Origin of the sequence: Streptomyces sp. H39-C1 (genome assembly GCF_027158125.1) — a bacterium.
Lineage (GTDB): Bacteria > Actinomycetota > Actinomycetes > Streptomycetales > Streptomycetaceae > Actinacidiphila > Actinacidiphila fildesensis.
This window is the reverse complement of record NZ_JAPVLS010000001.1, coordinates 216,838-234,936: the sequence shown is the minus strand read 5'-3', so window position 1 is coordinate 234,936 and position 18,099 is coordinate 216,838. Positions and strand designations below refer to the sequence as shown.

The 18,099-nt window shown below is 69.3% G+C and carries 19 protein-coding genes and 1 pseudogene; 9 read left to right on the top strand and 11 right to left on the bottom strand.

Features of this window, described 5'->3' with window-relative positions; genetic code table 11:
* Positions 1-17 precede the first annotated feature (17 nt).
* The 4 genes from O3W51_RS01075 to O3W51_RS01060 form a co-directional block, all read right to left on the bottom strand.
* Positions 18-191, bottom strand: a complete 174-nt coding sequence (locus tag O3W51_RS01075) for a hypothetical protein (RefSeq protein WP_164294656.1) — start codon at positions 189-191, stop codon at positions 18-20.
* A gap of 85 nt (positions 192-276) precedes the next feature.
* Positions 277-672, bottom strand: a complete 396-nt coding sequence (locus tag O3W51_RS01070; RefSeq protein WP_244809299.1) for an anti-sigma factor antagonist — start codon at positions 670-672, stop codon at positions 277-279.
* Between the two features lie 210 nt (positions 673-882).
* Positions 883-2,340, bottom strand: coding sequence for an aldehyde dehydrogenase family protein (locus O3W51_RS01065; RefSeq protein ID WP_269282933.1), 1,458 nt, complete (start codon positions 2,338-2,340; stop codon positions 883-885).
* A gap of 64 nt (positions 2,341-2,404) precedes the next feature.
* Entirely contained in the window at positions 2,405-3,271 is an 867-nt protein-coding gene (locus O3W51_RS01060) for a helix-turn-helix domain-containing protein (RefSeq protein WP_269282930.1), read from the bottom strand.
* Between the two features lie 181 nt (positions 3,272-3,452).
* Here O3W51_RS01060 and O3W51_RS01055 point away from each other — a divergent pair, with 181 nt between their 5' ends.
* Positions 3,453-3,944 (top strand): ATP-binding protein, encoded by a 492-nt coding sequence (locus O3W51_RS01055; protein ID WP_138351261.1) that lies wholly within the window; start codon positions 3,453-3,455, stop codon positions 3,942-3,944.
* A gap of 12 nt (positions 3,945-3,956) precedes the next feature.
* On the opposite strand, the gene O3W51_RS01050 is transcribed toward O3W51_RS01055, so the two are convergent.
* On the bottom strand, positions 3,957-4,190 hold the full coding sequence (locus tag O3W51_RS01050) for a DUF397 domain-containing protein (RefSeq protein WP_138351260.1): 234 nt from the start codon (positions 4,188-4,190) through the stop codon (positions 3,957-3,959).
* 305 nt (positions 4,191-4,495) lie between these two features.
* Here O3W51_RS01050 and metG point away from each other — a divergent pair, with 305 nt between their 5' ends.
* The 3 genes from metG (at position 4,496) to O3W51_RS01035 (ending at position 6,799) form a co-directional block, all read left to right on the top strand.
* On the top strand, positions 4,496-6,223 hold the full coding sequence (metG, locus tag O3W51_RS01045; RefSeq protein WP_138351259.1) for a methionine--tRNA ligase: 1,728 nt from the start codon (positions 4,496-4,498) through the stop codon (positions 6,221-6,223).
* 5 nt (positions 6,224-6,228) lie between these two features.
* A complete protein-coding gene (locus O3W51_RS48365) occupies positions 6,229-6,375 on the top strand; it encodes a hypothetical protein (protein WP_331284029.1) in 147 nt (48 codons plus the stop codon).
* A gap of 76 nt (positions 6,376-6,451) precedes the next feature.
* A complete protein-coding gene (locus tag O3W51_RS01035; protein WP_138351258.1) occupies positions 6,452-6,799 on the top strand; it encodes a type II toxin-antitoxin system PemK/MazF family toxin in 348 nt (115 codons plus the stop codon).
* Between the two features lie 94 nt (positions 6,800-6,893).
* On the opposite strand, the pseudogene O3W51_RS01030 reads toward O3W51_RS01035, so the two are convergent.
* Positions 6,894-7,001: pseudogene (locus tag O3W51_RS01030) on the bottom strand (SigE family RNA polymerase sigma factor); the annotation flags it as partial.
* A 106-nt stretch (positions 7,002-7,107) separates the two neighbouring features.
* The gene (gene aspS, locus O3W51_RS01025; protein WP_138351257.1) at positions 7,108-8,874 is read right to left on the bottom strand and encodes an aspartate--tRNA ligase; all 1,767 of its coding nucleotides are present in this window, start codon (positions 8,872-8,874) and stop codon (positions 7,108-7,110) included.
* Between the two features lie 120 nt (positions 8,875-8,994).
* On the opposite strand from aspS, the gene O3W51_RS01020 reads away from it, so the two are divergent.
* The gene (locus O3W51_RS01020) at positions 8,995-11,058 is read left to right on the top strand and encodes an ATP-binding SpoIIE family protein phosphatase (protein ID WP_164294660.1); all 2,064 of its coding nucleotides are present in this window, start codon (positions 8,995-8,997) and stop codon (positions 11,056-11,058) included.
* A 42-nt stretch (positions 11,059-11,100) separates the two neighbouring features.
* Here O3W51_RS01020 and O3W51_RS01015 read toward each other — a convergent pair whose 3' ends face one another.
* Complete coding sequence (locus O3W51_RS01015; RefSeq protein ID WP_138351255.1) at positions 11,101-12,051, bottom strand: pirin family protein; 951 nt, start codon at positions 12,049-12,051, stop codon at positions 11,101-11,103.
* 100 nt (positions 12,052-12,151) lie between these two features.
* A complete protein-coding gene (locus tag O3W51_RS01010; RefSeq protein ID WP_138351254.1) occupies positions 12,152-12,589 on the bottom strand; it encodes an SseB family protein in 438 nt (145 codons plus the stop codon).
* A gap of 140 nt (positions 12,590-12,729) precedes the next feature.
* Between O3W51_RS01010 and O3W51_RS01005 the strand changes: the two genes are divergently transcribed.
* Positions 12,730-14,556, top strand: coding sequence for an acyl-CoA dehydrogenase (locus tag O3W51_RS01005; protein ID WP_138351253.1), 1,827 nt, complete (start codon positions 12,730-12,732; stop codon positions 14,554-14,556).
* Between the two features lie 231 nt (positions 14,557-14,787).
* Here the strand turns inward: O3W51_RS01005 and O3W51_RS01000 are convergent, their stop codons facing one another.
* Positions 14,788-14,994 (bottom strand): hypothetical protein, encoded by a 207-nt coding sequence (locus O3W51_RS01000; protein WP_164608034.1) that lies wholly within the window; start codon positions 14,992-14,994, stop codon positions 14,788-14,790.
* Positions 14,991-15,353: a hypothetical protein gene (locus O3W51_RS00995; RefSeq protein WP_269282913.1), complete on the bottom strand. Its 363-nt coding sequence runs from the start codon at positions 15,351-15,353 to the stop codon at positions 14,991-14,993. Before O3W51_RS00995 ends, O3W51_RS01000 begins: the two co-directional genes overlap by 4 nt.
* 427 nt (positions 15,354-15,780) lie before the next feature.
* Between O3W51_RS00995 and O3W51_RS00990 the strand changes: the two genes are divergently transcribed.
* From O3W51_RS00990 to O3W51_RS00980, 3 genes are all read left to right on the top strand, one after another.
* Positions 15,781-16,308, top strand: a complete 528-nt coding sequence (locus tag O3W51_RS00990) for a GNAT family N-acetyltransferase (RefSeq protein ID WP_138351251.1) — start codon at positions 15,781-15,783, stop codon at positions 16,306-16,308.
* A 139-nt stretch (positions 16,309-16,447) separates the two neighbouring features.
* A complete protein-coding gene (locus O3W51_RS00985) occupies positions 16,448-17,737 on the top strand; it encodes a M18 family aminopeptidase (RefSeq protein ID WP_138351250.1) in 1,290 nt (429 codons plus the stop codon).
* A 130-nt stretch (positions 17,738-17,867) separates the two neighbouring features.
* Complete coding sequence (locus tag O3W51_RS00980; protein WP_138351249.1) at positions 17,868-18,092, top strand: DUF6458 family protein; 225 nt, start codon at positions 17,868-17,870, stop codon at positions 18,090-18,092.
* Positions 18,093-18,099 lie beyond the last annotated feature (7 nt).

Sequence of the window (18,099 nt, the reverse complement as noted above, 5' to 3'; positions counted from 1 at the left end):
CCCTCACGCACCGGCCGCTACTCCTGGGGCTCGTGCGCGTGCTGCCGTTCCGCCTCGGGGCTCTCGGTGTACTCGAAAGCGTCCAGGTTCTCCCGCACCTCGTTGGCGCGGTGCTTCGCCTGCGCGGCATCCACTTGCTCGGTATGCCTCATGCCCTTGGAGTGGGCGCTGCGGGCTGTGTGCTTGGACATGGCCATTTCCTCCTGAAAGGTGTCCAATTCGGACCATCTCAGGCAAACACCATTCCTCAGGACCCGCTACCGGGGCGAGCTGCGCTCAACCCCCCATGGCGCGCGCGAGGTTCGGCACCGGGTGGAAGGCCTCGGCCAGTCCGGTCAACCGCAGCAGCCGCAGCGTCGACGGGCGGTCGCAGACCGTTCTCAGCTCCCCGCCCCGGACCTGGACACGGCGGCGGGCACGGCAGAGCAGGGACAGGCCGTAGCAGTCGACGAATTCCAGCGGGCACAGATCGACGACGACCCGGAGCGGGGGCGGACCGCCGGAGACGAGATCCAGATGCGGAGCCACGAACCGCGCGGTGTCGATGTCCAGTTCACCGCGCAGCTCCACGACGGTGAACGCGTCGATCCGGTAGGTGCGCGCATACCGATTGGCCGGGGGGACCAGATTCGGCGGGCCGATCGGCGGATCACTGCGGGCATCATCCTGCACCGGTGTCCCCTCCCGCGGTCGACCGTGCGAGCGACCACCGGGGCCTGGGTGACCTACGGTCACCGTATCCGGCGGGAATTCGCACACGGGAGGCGGTAGCCCGGAACAGATACGTATCTTCACCCGTTGGAGTGAAGATCGATCTGACGACCGTGATGAGCCGGGCTACCGGACGTCGGAGTGCTGGTCAGAAAGCGATCGGAGCGCGGGTCAGAACGGGAACCGGCTGCGTCCGTGCTGGATGGAGATCCACTTCACGGTCGTGAACGCGTCCACGGTGGCATCGCCGTTGAGCCGCCCCACACCGGACGCCTTCTCACCGCCGAAGGGCACGATCGGCTCGTCCGCGATGGTGCCGTCGTTGACGTGCATCATGCCGGTGTCGATGCGCTGGGCGAAGCGCACACCACGCTCGATGTCCCGGGTGTGGACGGCGCCGCTGAGCCCGAACGGGGTGTCGTTGGCGATCCGGACCGCCTCCTCCTCACCATCGAAGGGCACCACCAGGACCACGGGGCCGAACAGCTCACGGCGCAGGATCGCGGCTTCCGCGGGGATGTCGCCGAGCACGGTCGGTGACACGACGGCGCCGTCGGCCTCACCGAGCAGCAGCGCCGTGGCGCCCGCCTCGACGGCCTGTGCGACCTCGGCCGTGATGCGCTCGGCCTGGAGGGTGTTGATCAGCGGGCCGATCTGGGTGGCCGGGTCGGCCGGGTCGCCGACGATCAGCGAGGCGGTCTTCGCGACGAACTTCCGGGTGAACTCCTGCTCCACCGAGCGGTCCACCAGCACCCGGTTGGCCGCCATGCACACCTGGCCCTGGTGGGCGAAGCGGCTGAAGACCGCGGCGTCGACCGCGTAGTCCAGGTCGGCGTCGTCCAGGACGACGAGCGCGCTGTTGCCGCCCATCTCCAGCACCGTCCGCTTGAAGTGCGAGGCGGCGACCGTGGCCACGTGCCGGCCCACGTGGTCGGAACCGGTGAAGGAGATGACCTTGGGCACCGGGTGCTCGATGAAGCTGTCGCCGATCTCGGCGATGTCCGTGATGACGACGTTGAAGAGACCGGCCGGCAGGCCCGCCTCCTCGAATATCTTCGCGATCAGCGTGCCGCCGACCACCGGGGTGTTCTGGTGCGGCTTGAGCACCACGGCGTTGCCGAGCGCCAGCGCCGGGGCTATGGACTTCAGACCGAGGAAGAGCGGGAAGTTGAACGGGCTGATCACCCCGACGACGCCGACCGGCTTCCGGTAGAGGCGGTTCTCCTTGCCGTCCACCGGGGACGCCAGGATCCGCCCCTCGGGGTGCAGCGCGAGCTGCATCGACTGCCGCAGCATGTCCTTGGTGAGGGCGAGCTCGAAGCCGGCCTTGAGATACGTGCCGCCCAGCTCGGCGATGATCGCCTCGGTGATCTCCGCCTCGCGCTCCTCGATGACCTTCAGCGCGCGCTCGAAGACCAGCCGGCGGGCGTACGGGTTGGTCTCGGCCCAGGCGGTCTGAGCGCGTTCCGCAGCCCGGTACGCCTGGTCCACCTCGGCCTTCGTCGCCACCGTGATCGAGGCGAGTTTGTCCCCGTTGTAGGGATTGAAATCGACGATGTCCCAGGAGCCGGAGCCGGAGCGCCACTCACCGTCGATGTACTGAAGAGCCAACTCGGAGAAGTACGACACTTTATCCCTTTCGCGGTGGCCGATGCGGCACGCGTTAGTGATGCGGCGTCATATTACCTTCGTATCAAGCCTGTTGATGGATCTTGCGGAGTCGCTCGAGCGAACGCTCGGCGGAAAGACTGTCCACGCAGAGCCTTTCCATGGTCTTGTCGTAGAAGTCCACTTCCTCACGCTTGTCGATGTACAGCGCGCTGGTGAGCTGTTCCAGATAGACGAGGTCCGACAGGTCGGACTCCGGGAATCGCAGCAGGGTGAACGCACCGCCGCCCGCCGCATGGCCGCCGATTTCGAACGGCAGGACGTGGACCGTCACATTCGGCTGCTGCGCGACTTCCATCAGATGGCTCAACTGCCCGCGCATGACGTCCCGTCCGCCGAACGGCCGGTACAGCGCGCCCTCGTCCATGACGGCGACGAAGTGCGGTGCCCGCTCCGAGACCAGCAGCTTCTGCCGCTCCATCCGCAGGCCGACCCGGCGTTCGATCTCGGACGTGGCCGCGCCGGGGTGGCCGAGCTCGACGACCGCACGGGAGTAGTCCTCGGTCTGCAACAGGCCGTGGATGAACTGCACTTCGAAGGTCCGGATCAGTGAGGCGGACTCCTCGAGACCCACATACGTCTGGAACCAGGCCGGGAGGACGTCCCCGTACCCGTGCCACCAGCCGGCCACGTTCGCCTCGCGTACGAGCCCGAGGAGGGCCGCGCGGTCCTCGTCGTCGACCACGTTGTAGAGGGTCAGGAGGTCGGCAACATCCCGTTCCTTGAAGCTCACGCGTCCCAACTCCATGCGGCTGATCTTCGATTCGGACGCGCGGATCGAATAACCGGCGGCCTCACGGGTGATTCCTCCCGCTTCGCGAAGCCGCCGCAGCTGAGCTCCCAGCAGAATACGTCGCACGATGGACCCGCCTCCCGGCTGCCCTGTGGTCATTTACGTCACGCTCCGCCCCTAGGTCGTCAGCAGTCTGCCACGGTTGCGCTGCGTTGAGTACTCACCCGGTCACACAGCAACATCACGTGCATCATTCCTTGCATCTGCACGTGCATTCGCCCTTGCATACCGTGTGGGCGTTGGGGACCATGGGGTTCGTGCAGATACCCAGTGGGCGCGCATGAGGACTGAGGCCGCAACTGTGCTTGAGCCGTTATGGGATGGAGTGCTCGCCCCCGGGGGCCTGGCCGCGTCCAGCGGCGCCACGTGCGAGCTGCCGGGACGCTTCGAAGCCGTCCGCGACGCCCGGAGATTCACCCGGGCGACACTTCAGCGCTGGGATCTGGCACCACTCTTCGAGAGCATCGAGCTGGTCGCCTCGGAACTCGTCACCAACGCGCTGCGTTACGGCGTACCCCCCGGCACCGGCGGTGCCCCGGTCCATCTCAGTCTGGTGCGCTGGACCTCACGGGTGGTCTGCGCCGTACGCGACCCCAGCGCCATCGGTCCGGTGGCCAGGACGCCCGACTTCGTCGCGGAGTCCGGACGGGGGCTGCACCTGGTGGAGTCCTACAGCGAGACCTGGGGCTGGCATCCGCTCACCGGGGCGGGAAAAGTCGTCTGGGCCCTCTTCCATTCACCGATCGGAATGGCCGAAGACCCGTCGCTATAGGTTCATATACGGTCACATGAGGTGGTCGAACTCGCCATCCTTGACCCCGAGAATCAGTGATTCGATCTCGGCCCGCGTATATATCAACGCCGGTCCGTCCGGAAAGCGTGAATTGCGTACTGCCACCTCACCGCCGGGCAGCTGCGCCAGCTCAACGCACGTACCGTTCGCGTTGCTGTGCAAACTCTTCTGCCAGACGACTCCCTGGAGATCTGTCGAGGCCATGCCATTGTGTGTCCGGCTCATAAGACGCTCCCCAAATTCCCCGTAACTGCCCTACTGGGTAAGCCAGATGATAACCGGTTGCACCAGCACGTGCATGTGCACGTGCATGCGCACGTGCAGTCACCCACCGTGATCAACAACGGGGCGCCGGCCCCGCATGTTCCGGGCCGTCCCCCCGCGCGGTGCTCCCGGGCTGCGCCTGCCGCCTGCCCGCCCGATGCCGCCCCCAGAGGAAAACAAGAAGGGGTGCCCGGGGGGTCGGATACGATATTGACGGTCCGTAGATCAATCACTCACCCCGCGTAACGAATTGGGAGCAGCCTGCAATGGCTCGACACCTCATCACCAGCGCCCTGCCCTATATCAACGGGATCAAGCACCTGGGCAACATGGTGGGGTCGATGCTCCCGGCCGACGTCTACGCCCGCTACCTGCGCCAGACCGGGCACGACGTCCTCTACATCTGCGCCACCGACGAGCACGGCACCCCCGCCGAACTCGCCGCCAAGGAAGCCGGGCTGCCGGTCGACACCTTCTGCTCCGAGCAGCATCTGGCGCAGAAGGCGATCTACGACGGCTTCGCGCTGCGCTTCGACTACTTCGGCCGCAGCTCCTCCCCGGAGAACCGCGACCTGACCCAGCACTTCGCGCGCCGCCTCCAGGCCAACGGCTTCATCGAGGAACGCGCGATCCGCCAGGTCTACTCGCTCGCCGACGAGCGCTTCCTGCCCGACCGCTACATCGTCGGCACGTGCCCGCACTGCGGTTACGACAAGGCCCGCGGCGACCAGTGCGAGAACTGCACCCGGGTGCTGGACCCCACGGACCTGATCGACCCGCGCTCCGCGATCAGCGGCAGCAGCGCGCTGGAGGTCCGCGAGACCAAGCACCTGTTCCTCCTGCAGTCGAAGCTGGCCGGCGAGGTCGAGGCGTGGATCGACGAGGTGGGCGGCGAATGGCCCACCCTCGCCTCCTCCATCGCCCGCAAGTGGCTCACCGAGGGCCTCCAGGACCGCGCGATCACCCGCGACCTGGAGTGGGGCGTTCCGGTCCCGGCCGACACCTGGCCGGAGCTGGCCGCGGACGGCAAGGTCTTCTACGTCTGGTTCGACGCCCCGATCGAGTACATCGGTTCCACCAAGGAATGGGCGGACGCCGCTCCCGACGGGGAGACCCGGGACTGGAAGTCCTGGTGGTACGAGGCGGACGACGTCCGGTACACCGAGTTCATGGCCAAGGACAACGTCCCGTTCCACACGGTGATGTTCCCGGCCACCCAGCTGGGCACCCGCGAGCCGTGGAAGAAGGTCGACTACGTCAAGGCCTTCAACTGGCTGACGTACTACGGCGGGAAGTTCTCCACCAGCCAGCGCCGGGGCATCTTCACCGATGCCGCGCTGGACCTGCTGCCGGCCGACTACTGGCGCTACTTCCTGATCGCCAACGCCCCGGAGTCCGACGACACCTCGTTCACCTGGGAGGTCTTCTCCTCCTCCGTGAACAAGGACCTCGCCGACACCCTGGGCAACTTCGTCAACCGCGTCCTGTCCTTCTCCCGCAAGCGCTTCGGTGACGACGTGCCGGCGGGCAGCGCGGCCGGCGAGGCCGAGGCGAAGCTCGGTGAGCAGATCGCCGGACTGCTGGCCGAGTACGAGGGCCACCTGGACACCCTCCAGTTCCGCAAGGCCGCGGCCGCGCTGCGCGCCCTGTGGAGCGCGGGCAACTCCTACCTGGAGGAGAAGGCCCCCTGGATGGAGATCAAGACGGACCCGGACGGCGCGGCGCTCACCCTGCGCACCGCGATGAACCTCATCCACCTGTACGCGGTGGTCTCCGAGCCGTTCATCCCGTCCTCGTCCGCCGCGATGCGCAGCGCCTTCGCCCTTCCGGACGACAACCGGACCTGGGTCAGCCAGGACGAGGCCAAGTCCCTGTCCTTCCTGGCACCCGGCATCCCGTTCACCGTCCCGCCGGTGCTCTTCGCCAAGATCACCGATGAGGACCTCGACACCTACCGCGAGCGCTTCGGCGGCAACCCGGACACCGCCGAGTAGTACCGATGGTCATGAAGATCAGTGTCAGCCTGCCCGAGGCAGATGTGGCGTTCGTCGATGGGTATGCGTCGGCGACCGCCGCCGAATCGCGGTCCGCTGTGATACACGCAGCGATCGAGATGCTGCGCACGGCACGCCTCGAAGACGAATAGGCCGCCGCCTGGGACGAGTGGGACGGCTCGGAGGACGCCGGACTCTGGGAGGCGGCCACGGCCGACGGGGTGGTCCATGAGGCGCGGTGACATCTACCTCGTGGACCTGGATCCGGTCCGCGGCAGCGAGGCGATCAAGGCTCGGCCCGCTGTGATCGTCTCCAACGACGCCGCGAACCGGTCCGTGGAGACCCAGGGCCGCGGCGTGATCACGATGGTCCCGGTCACCTCCAACACCGACCGGGTCTACGCCTTCCAAGTCTTCCTGGATGCCGGGCGGTCCGGACTCGTCAAGGACGCCAAGGCCCAGTGCGAGCAGGTACGGACCGTGGCCGTGGAGCGGCTGGTACGACGTCTCGGAGCGGTGCCGTCCGTGACGTTGAAATCGCTGGACGACGCCCTCCGCCGTCAGCTGGCGCTGTAGTCCCGCCCGGCCGCCCGGTCGGGGAGTTCCCGGGAGCGGACGCGCGGTACCCGGCTCCTCCGCCCACGGCTGCGCCCACCCCCGTCGGCACGTGCAGCAGGTCTTCCGCGAGATGGGCGTCGCCGGTCAGCAGCCAGACGACGCGCAGCAGCCTCGGGCCGCGCGCCGCCACGAACTCCTCGAAGTCCGGGGGCGTCAGCATCGTCTGCTCGCCATCGTGTCCCTTCCACATCAGTGGAACGCGATGGCACTCCTTCCGGGTTGCCCCCGGTCCCGGACGGAACGCGTCCGGGACCGGGGGCCGCCGGTCAGACCTTCGGCTGCGGCTTGCGGAGCTGGATGTGCAGCTCGCGCAGCCGGCTCTCCTCGACCTCGCTCGGCGCGCCCATGAGCAGGTCCTGGGCGTGCTGGTTGAGCGGGAAGGCGATCGTCTCGCGGATGTTCGGCTCGTCCGCGAGCAGCATGACCATGCGGTCCACGCCCGGGGCGATGCCGCCGTGCGGCGGGGCGCCGAAGTGGAAGGCGCGGAGCATGCCGCCGAATTCCTTCTCCACGGTCGCCTGGTCGTAGCCGGCGATCTCGAACGCCTTGTACATGACCGCGGGCTCGTGGTTCCGGATCGCGCCGGACGACAGCTCGATGCCGTTGCAGACGATGTCGTACTGCCAGGCGAGGATGTCGAGCGGGTCCTTGGTCTCCAGCGCCTCCAGGCCGCCCTGCGGCATGGAGAACGGGTTGTGGGAGAACTCGATCGCGCCGGTGTCCTCGTTCTTCTCGAACATCGGGAAGTCGACGACCCAGCAGAACCGGAAGACGTTCTCCTCGAAGTGGCCGGCGCGCTTGGCGGCCTCGACGCGGACGGCCGCCATGATCTTGGAAACCTCGGCGAACTCGCCGGCGCCGAAGAAGATCGCGTGGCCGGGCTTGGCGTCGACGGCGGCCAGCAGCGCCTTGACGTCGTCCTCGGTCAGGAACTTGGCGATCGGGCCGGTGAGGGCGTTGTCCTCGCCGACGCGGACCCAGGCCAGGCCCTTGGCGCCCTGCTCGACCGCGTACTCGCCCATCTGGTCGAAGAACTTGCGCGGCTGGGCCGCGGTGTCCGGCACGGCCAGCGCGCGGACGTGCTTGTCGGCGAAGGCCTTGAAGCCGGAGCCGGCGAAGACGTCCGAGACGTCGACGAGTTCGAGCTTGGCGCGCAGGTCCGGCTTGTCGTTTCCGTACTTGAGCATCGACTCGCGCAGCGGGATGCGCGGGAACGGCGAGGTGACCTCACGGCCGCCGCCGTACTGGGTGAAGAGGTCGGTCATGACCTTCTCGATGACGCCGAAGACGTCCTCCTGCTCGACGAAGCTCATCTCGATGTCGAGCTGGTAGAACTCCCCGGGCGAGCGGTCGGCCCGGGAGTCCTCGTCGCGGAAGCACGGCGCGATCTGGAAGTAGCGGTCGAAGCCGGCGATCATCAGCAGCTGCTTGAACTGCTGCGGGGCCTGCGGGAGCGCGTAGAACTTGCCGGCGTGCACGCGCGAGGGCACCAGGAAGTCGCGGGCGCCCTCGGGGGAGGTCGCCGACAGGATCGGGGTGGCCAGCTCGTTGAAGCCGAGCGCGGTCATCTCCTTGCGGAGGAAGGAGATGACGTCCGAGCGCAGCATGATGTTCTTGTGCATGCGCTGCCGGCGCAGGTCCAGGAAGCGGTTGGTGAGCCGCGCCTCCTCGTTGGCGTTGTCCTCCGGGAAGACCGGGAAGGGCAGCGGGTCCGCGGCGCCGAGCACCTCGAAGGAGGTGACGTCGATCTCGATCCCGCCGGTCGGCAGGTCCGGGTTCACGTTCTCCGCGCTGCGCGCGAGCACCCGGCCGTCGACGCGGACGACGGATTCCTTGGACTGGCTGCTGAGCTGCTCGTACGCGGGCGAACCCGGCCGGACGACCAGCTGGACGAAGCCGTAGTGGTCCCGGAGGTCGACGAAGAGTACGCCGCCCAGATCGCGGCGATTGTGCAGCCACCCGGACAGGCGGACGTCGGTGTCGACGTCGGTGGCGCGCAGCTCGCCGCAGGTGTGGGACCGGTACCGATGCATCGTTCATCCAAGTCGTCGGATTTCGGTGAAGGAGCCCGGAAGGGGCCCGTCACAGCCTACCGGCGCCAGGACGTCCACCCCCATTCGTATGAGTCGGCCAAACCCTCATAAAATGTCCGAATGCGCACCGAGGACGTTCTGGCAGCCGTCGGCACGGGGCTGTGGCACTGGGACGAGACCGCCGGCACCGTGGCGATGAACGCGACGGCGGCGGCGCTGCTGGGGCTTCCCGCGGACCCGGTCACGTCCCGGTCGTCCGCCGTGCGCGCGTGCCTGCACGCCGAGGACTTCGTGGCGCTGAACGGCGGGCTCGCCCTCGCCCGCGCCGAGGGCACCGTGGTGGAGTCCCTGATGCGGGTGATCGGCGACGACGGCAGCATCCTGCGGACCGTACGCATCCGGATGCGGCCGACCGGCCGGCTCACGATGGCCGGGACGCTGCACGAAGCGCGCGCCGCGACCTCGGGCGGTGCGGTGCACTCCGGGGACTGGCGGCGGGCCCGGGAGGCCTTCCTGCTGGACGCCGGACGGGCGCTGGCGGAGGCGGACAGCACGGCCGAGGTGCTGCGGGTCGCCGCGACGCTGTCGATGCCGGGGTTCTCACCCGACGGACTGGCCGTCTTCGGCGTCCGGGGCGACCGGCTGGCGATCATCGGGCACCACGGCCACTCCGTCGGCACCGACGGCCCGTTCACGGACATGCCGATGGCCACCGACTACCCGGCCACGCTGGTGGTCCGCACCGGCCGGGCCGTCTATCTGCCGACCCCCGAGGCGTACGAACAGCGCTTCCCGGCGACCTGGCCGCTCGCCAAGCCCTTCGGCCGCTCCTCCTGGGCCTTTCTGCCGCTGGTGGTCGCGGGCAACACGATCGGCGCATGGATGGCGGCCTTCCGTGAACCGGTCGCCTTCACCCCCGACGAGCGCTCCGTCCTCACCACCGTCGCCCGGATGCTCGCCCAGGCGCTCTCCCGCGCCCACCTGCACGAATCCGAGCGGGAGCTCTCCGACGGCCTGCAGCGCACCATGCTCCCCACCCGGGGTCCCGGCATCGAGGGCATGACGGTCGCCGCCCGCTACGTGCCCACCGGCGGCGGGCTGCAGGTCGGCGGCGACTGGTACGACGCGATCGATCTGCCGTCCGGCCGCACCGCGCTGGTCATCGGCGATGTGCAGGGTCATGACGTACGCGCCGCAGGCCTCATGGGCCAGCTGCGGATCGCGCTGCGCGCCTACGCCGCCGAGGGCCACCACCCGGACGCGGTGCTGTCGCGCACCTCACGGTTCCTCGCCGGGCTCAGCGACCCCGACCACGGCGACGACGACCGGTTCGCGACCTGCCTGTACCTGGAGGCGGACCCGGCGACCGGCACCCTGGACGTGGTCAGGGCCGGGCACCCGGAGCCCGCCATCCGGATGGGCGACGGCACCACGATCATCCGCCGCACCGCGGGCGGCCTGCCGCTGGGCATCGCCCCCGACAGCGACTACCCCACGACCCGGCTGGTGCTGGAACCCGGCGAAGTACTGCTGATCTGCACCGACGGGCTGATCGAGACCGGCGGCCACGACCTGGACACCGGCTGGCAGCGGCTGCGCGCCGCCCTGGAGACCGGGCCGTCGGACGATCTGGAGGCGCTCGCCGACCATCTGGTGCGGGCGGTGCACGGGCCGGCGTCGCACCACACCACCGGGCCGCTCGCCGACCGCCGCGAGGACGACATCGCGCTGATGCTGCTGCGCCGCGACCTGGACGGGCCGAGCTGCGACGTTCCGGTGCGCCGGACGGTGCTGACCATCTCGCAGAGCGCGCCGCGGCAGATCCGCGAGGCCCGCCACGAGATCCGCGCGCTGCTGCACGACTGGACCGTCCCGGACCAGGTGGACGCGGCGGTGCTGCTGGTCTCGGAGCTGATCACCAATGTGCTGGTGCACACCGACGAGGACGCGGTGCTGACCGCGCGCCTGATGGGGGTGCCCGCCAAGCGCCGGCTGCGGATCGACGTGGGCGACCGCAGCGACGACATGCCGCATCGCCGCAGCCCCGGCGAGATGGCCTCGTCGGGGCGCGGTCTGCTGCTGATCGAGGAGCTCGCGGACGCCTGGGGTGTCGATCCCCGGGGCGACGGCAAGGCGATCTGGTTCGAGATCCACGAGGCCGCGGCGTCAGACGGCCGGCCGTAGTCGGCCGGCCGCCGTCACCGGTTCGCCGTCACCGGTCCGGGGTCAGGCCCCCGCCGGGATCCGGCCGAGGCGGCCGGCCTGGAAGTCGTCGAAGGCCTGCGCCAGTTCGGCGTGGGTGTTCATCACGAACGGCCCGTACTGCATCATCGGCTCGCGGATCGGCTGTCCGCCGAGCAGCACGAACTCGAAGTTCGGGCTGCGCGACTCCTGCTTCTCGTCCGCCTTGATCGTGAGCGAGTCGCCCTTGCCGAACACGACCGTCTGCCCGGTGCTGAACGGGCGGCCCGACGGGCCGGCGGTGCCACGCCCGGCGAGGGCGTAGGCGAGAGCGTTGAAGTCCGGCCGCCAGGGCAGCGTCACCTCGGCGCCCGGGTTCAGCGAGACGTGCATCATCGTGATCGGGGTGTGGGTCGCCCCGGGACCGGCGTGGCCGTCGAGGTCGCCCGCGATCAGCCGGATGAGCGCGCCGCCGTCGGCGGACGTCAGCAGCCGGACCTGGCCGCCGCCGATGTCCTGGTACTTGGGCGGCATCATCTTGTCGCTCTTCGGCAGGTTGACCCACAGCTGCAGCCCGTGGAAGAGCCCGCCGGTGACGACCAGCTCCTCCGGCGGCGCCTCGATGTGCAGCAGGCCGCTGCCCGCCGTCATCCACTGGGTGTCGCCGCCGTTGATCACGCCGCCGCCACCGTGCGAGTCCTGGTGCACGAAGGTGCCGTCGATCAGGTAGGTGACGGTTTCGAAGCCGCGGTGCGGGTGCCAGGGGGTGCCCTTCGCCTCGCCCGGCGCGTACTCCACCTCACCCATCTGGTCCATCATGATGAACGGGTCGAGGTTCTTGTAGTCGATGCCCGCGAACGCGCGGCGGACGGGGAAGCCCTCGCCCTCGAAACCGCTCGGCGCGGTGGACACGGCCAGCGCCGGACGCGGCACCGCACCGGCGGGCGCGGAGACGCGCGGCAGGGTCAACGGGTTCTCGACGGTCACGGCGGGCATGGCGGTCCTCCTCGTGTTCTGGATCCAACTTAGTTGAATACTGAACATTCGGCAAGGCGTGCGATATTCCCCCAGCTCAGCGGGGTGGAATCAGCTCGCGTCAGCCATACATCCGGCGCATCGTGAATTCGACCATCTGTTCGACGGCCTTGGCGTCGAAGACCATCCGGTGCTGGCCGTCGATGTCGAGCACGAAGCCGTAGCCGGTCGGCAGCAGGTCGAGCACCTCGGCGCCGGTGATGACGAAGTACTTGGACTCCTTGCCCGCGTACCGCCGCAGCTCCTTGAGCGAGGTGAACATCGGGATCACCGGCTGCTGTGTGTCGTGCAGCGCGAGGAATCCGGGGTTCTCGCCGCGCGGGCAGTAGACCTTCGACGTCGAGAAGATCGCCTGGAAGTCCTCGGCGGAGAGCGAACCCGTGGTGAAGGCCCGTACGGCGTCCGCGAGCGAGGGTGGGGACGGCTCGGGGTACACCCCCGGCATCGGGGCAGCGCCGGGCGGTGGGCCGGGATGCGAGGTCTGGTCGTAGCCGTACACGTACCCAAGACTAGCGAGTGTCCCGTCACATCCGGGCGGGAAGGGGTTGCTTCTTATTACCGGCGGGTAGCATCATTCTGTATTACTGCTTGCTGTAGTACTGCCACGTAACTGATCGAGTGCGATACGGAGCCGTCGTCATGGGCCACTACAAGTCCAACCTCCGCGACATCGAGTTCAACCTCTTCGAGGTGCTCGGCCGCGACAAGCTCTACGGCACCGGCCCGTTCGCCGAGATGGACGTGGAGACCGCAAGGACCATCCTCAGCGAGGTCTCCCGCCTCGCGGAGAACGAGCTGGCCGCGTCCTTCACCGACGCCGACCGCAACCCGCCGGTCTTCGACCCGTCGGACAACACCGCGCCGGTGCCGGACACCTTCAAGAAGAGCTACCAGGCGTACATGGACTCCGAGTACTGGCGTCTGGGCATCCCCGAGGAGATCGGCGGCACCAAGACCCCCGCCTCCCTCATCTGGTCGTACGCGGAGCTGATTCTCGGCTCCAACCCGGCCATCTGGATGTACTCCTCCGGCCCGGCGTTCGCCGGCGTCGTCTTCGAGGAAGGCACCGAGGAGCAGGCCAAGGTCGCCAAGCTCATGGTGGACCGCCAGTGGGGCGCCACGATGGTGCTGACCGAGCCCGACGCGGGTTCCGACGTCGGCGCGGGCCGCACGAAGGCCGTCGAGCAGGAGGACGGCTCCTGGCACATCGAGGGCGTCAAGCGCTTCATCACCTCGGGCGAGCACGACATGTCCGAGAACATCATCCACCTGGTGCTGGCCCGCCCCGAGGGCGCCGGCCCCGGCACCAAGGGCCTGTCGCTCTTCATCGTGCCGAAGTACGACTTCGACTGGGAGACCGGCGAGCTGGGCGAGCGCAACGGCGCCTACGCCACGAACGTCGAGCACAAGATGGGCCTCAAGGCCTCCAACACCTGCGAGATGACCTTCGGCGACCAGCACCCCGCCAAGGGCTGGCTGCTCGGTGACAAGCACGACGGCATCCGCCAGATGTTCCGCATCATCGAGTTCGCCCGCATGATGGTCGGCACGAAGGCCATCGCGACCCTCTCCACCGGCTACCTGAACGCGCTGGAGTACGCCAAGGAGCGCGTGCAGGGCCCGGACCTCGCGCAGTTCATGGACAAGACCGCGCCGAAGGTCACCATCACGCACCACCCGGACGTGCGCCGCTCCCTCATGACGCAGAAGGCGTACGCCGAGGGCATGCGCGCCCTGGTGCTCTACACCGCCTCCGTCCAGGACCAGATCGCGGTCCAGGAGGCGGCGGGCGAGGACGCCAAGGCGCTCATCGGCCTCAATGACCTGCTGCTGCCGATCGTCAAGGGCTACGGCTCCGAGAAGTCCTACGAGCAGCTCGCCCAGTCCCTGCAGACCTTCGGTGGCTCCGGCTACCTGCAGGAGTACCCGATCGAGCAGTACATCCGGGACGCCAAGATCGACACCCTCTACGAGGGCACCACCGCGATCCAGGGCCAGGACTACTTCTTCCGCAAGATCGTCCGCGACCAGGGCCAGGCGCTGACCACCCTGTCCGAGGAGATCAAGAAGTTCCTCGCCGAGGCCGTCGGCGGCGAGGAGCTGGCCGCCGCCCGCGAGCAGCTCGCCACGTCCGCCGTGGACCTCGAGGCCATCGTCGGCACCATGCTGACCGACCTGGCCGGCACCGAGAAGGACGTCCGGTCCATCTACAAGGTCGGACTGAACTCCACCCGCCTGCTGCTCGCCTCCGGCGACGTCGTCATCGGCTACCTGCTGCTGCGCGGTGCCGCCGTGGCCGCCGAGAAGCTGCCGTCCGCCGGCGCGAAGGACACCGCCTTCTACACCGGCAAGATCGCGGCCGCGAAGTTCTTCGCCGCCAACATCCTGCCGAACGTCGGCGTCCAGCGGTCGCTGGCCGAGACCGTCACGCTCGACGTGATGGACCTGCCGGAAGAGGCGTTCTGACGCCAGGGACCCGCCCTGGGTCCCGTTCTGCCCGCACCCTGTGACAGGCCGCGCCGTCCGTTCCCGATTCCCCGGACGGGCGGCGCGGCCTTTCGCGTTCTCCTCGCGTTCTCCGCCGTCGCGGACGACCGCCCGCCGCACAGCGAAGCCGACCCGGGTCACCAAGCGCGGAGGCTTCGTGACCTGGGCCGGCGAATGGGCCTCAAGGGCCGTTCACACCGTGATCCGGCGTTACGGAGCGCACTCCGCGACGGCCGTGATCGTGTCGCCGAGAGCGCCGAAGGCGGTGACGTTCCACTGGTTGGTGTTGGTCGCGTCGCGGCTGTTGTCGAGGACCTGCAGCGTGACCAGGCCGCCGATGCGGTACCCGCCGCCCAGCAGCACCGTGCCCGCCGGGCAGGTCGCGGTCGCGGTGACCGAGCCCAGCAGGGTGTTCACCGGCGTGCCGACGACCTGGTGACTGGTGACCGGCCCGGCGGGGCCGGCCGGGCCCGGAGCACCCGGGGCACCAGCGGCACCCGGGGCGCCCGGAGCACCAGCGGCACCCGGAGCACCAGCGGCACCCGGAGCGCCATCGGCACCGGCCGGGCCCGGAGCGCCCGCGGCACCCGGCGCACCCGCCGGACCCGGAGCGCCGTCAGCACCCGCGGCACCCGGCGCACCCGCGGTACCCGGAGCGCCGTCAGCGCCCGCGGCACCCGTGGCACCCGGAGCACCGGGGGCGCCAGGAGCACCCGCAGCGCCCGCAGCGCCGTCAGCACCGGGCGGGCCGGCGGGGCCGGGCTGACCGGGGTCACCCTGCGGTCCCTGCGGGCCGGGGGGTCCCTGCGGTCCGGGGGGACCCGTCTCAGGGCCGCCCTCGTGGTCGCAGCCGTAGCTGTTGTCGCACGCTGCGACAGCCCCCTTGGTCCCGGCGGAAGACAGACCGTGTCCCGTCGCCGCGCTGGCCGACCCGACGGACGCGGTGCCCGCGAAGAGGACGGTCACGATGCTCACTCCGCCGGCCAGACCCCACAGCCGTTGACGACGTGCGCGACTGGATATGGCGTGCCTCGATCGTTCGCTCATCAGCTCACCTTTGTGAGAGAAGGGAAGGGAGTCGCCCACGGGTTCCGGAGCGACCGAGGCCCATCCTTACCTTCCGTCATCGATACCGCACTTTGAGTAACCCGCCGGAGTCAAAACCGATCGCTTCCGCCGGCGTCGCCGCGTTAGCGTCGCACCATGCCTGAACTGCGTACCGACCGCCTCCTGCTCCGCCGCTGGCGGGAATCCGACCTCGCGCCGTGGGCGGAGATGAACGCCGATCCCGAGGTCCGGGAGCACCTGGGCGAGTTGCTCACCCCCGAACAGAGCGCGGCCTCGGTGGCCCGCTTCGAGAAGGGGTTCGAGGAGCGGGGCTACGGCTGGTTCGCGGTCGAGGTGGCGGACACCGGCCGGTTCATCGGTTTCGCCGGGCTGGACCCGGTCGACGAGGGCTTCGCCTTCACCGGGGTGGAGATCGGCTGGCGGCTGTCCCGGCAGGCCTGGGGCCACGGCTACGCCACCGAAGCCGCCCTGGCCGTCCTGGACTTCGGCTTCAGGACCCTCGCCCTGCCGGAGATCCTCGCGGTGACCACCGCCACCAACGTGCGCTCCCAGGCGGTGATGCGCCGGATCGGCATGACCAGCGACCCGGCCGACGACTTCGACGATCCGGACTTCCCCGAAGGCCCGCTGCGCCGGAATGTACTGTTCCGGATCCATCCGTAGCGCCATGGTCCGGTCCGATTCGGCCGGATCCGGTCGGGACCGGGCCGGATCCGGACGTCCCGGTAGGTAGGGGCCCCTGAAAGTGCCCCGGGCACCCCGCCGACGGCATCCCGCGACGGCGGACTTCTATGCTGGCCCCATGAGCGTCCACCCTCACTTCACCCGTGCCCACACCGATGACCTGGTGGCCTTTGTGCAGGCCAGCCCGTCGCCCTACCACGCCGTGGCGAGCGCTGCGGAACGGCTGGAGAAGGCCGGGTTCCGGCAGGTCCAGGAGACCGAGTCCTGGGACGGTGCGAAGGGCGGCAAGTACGTGCTGCGCGGCGGCGCGATCATCGCCTGGTACGTCCCCGAGGGTGCACGTCCCGAGACACCGTTCCGGATCATGGGTGCGCACACCGACTCACCGAACCTGCGGGTGAAGCCGCGCCCGGACATGGGCTCGGCCGGCTGGCGGCAGATCGCCGTGGAGCTCTACGGCGGCCCGCTGCTGAACAGCTGGCTCGACCGGGACCTCGGGCTCTCCGGCCGGCTGACGCTGCGCGACGGCACCTCCCGGCTGGTCAACGTCGACCGGCCGCTGCTGCGCGTCCCCCAGCTCGCCATCCACCTGGACCGGGGCGTCAACGACAACGGCCTCACGCTGGACAAGCAGCGGCACATGCAGCCCGTCTGGGGCCTCGGCAAGGTGACCGACGGCGATCTGATCGACTTCCTCGCGGAGGAGGCCGGGGTGACCGGGTCCGAGGTCACCGGCTGGGACGTGATGGCGCACGACGTGCAGCCGCCCGCCTACCTGGGCCGCGACCGCGAGCTGCTGGCGTCGCCCCGGATGGACAACCTGCTGTCCGTGCACGCCGCGACGTCCGCTCTGGCGGCCGTCGCCGGCCAGGACCTCGCGTACATCCCCGTCCTCGCCGCCTTCGACCACGAGGAGAACGGCAGCGAGTCCGACACCGGCGCGCAGGGCCCCCTGCTCGGCAACGTCCTGGAGCGGTCCGTGCACGCGCGCGGCGGCGACTACGAGCACCGGCAGCGCGCGCTGGCCGGCACGGTCTGCGTCTCGTCCGACTCCGGTCACGCGGTGCACCCCAACTACGTCGAGCGCCACGACCCCACGCACCACCCGCGGGCCAACGGCGGTCCGATCCTCAAGACCAACGTCAACCAGCGGTACGCCACCGACGGTTCGGGGCGCGGCATCTTCACCGCCGCCTGCGAGCGGGTCGGGGTGCCGTTCCAGCACTTCGTGTCCAACAACTCGATGCCGTGCGGCACGACGATCGGTCCGATCACCGCGGCCCGGCACGGCATCACGACGGTCGACGTCGGTGTGGCGATCCTGTCGATGCACTCCGCCCGCGAGCTGAGCGGCGCGGACGACCCGCACCTGCTGGCGAGCGCGCTGAAGTCCTTCATCGAGAGCTGACGGCGGGTCCGGCGGTGCCCCGCCAACTCCGCTGCCGCGCATGGCCGTTCCGGTCGGGGGTAGACGCCCCCTCGGAACCAACCGGATCGGAACCGACCGGAACGGCCAACGCACGACGGAGGCGGACATCATGGGCATCGGCGGCTGCATCGCACTGATCGCGATCGGCGCGATCCTCACTTTCGCGACCGACTGGCACATGTCGGGCGTCAATGTCGACCTGGTGGGCCTGATCATGATGGCCGTCGGGGCGATCGGCGTCGCGGCCTACGTGAGCATCTTCAAGCGGCGCCGGCTGCAGACCGTACGGGGCGGCGTGGAGCCGATGGTCGAGGAGCGCCGCTACTACGAGTGACGACCGG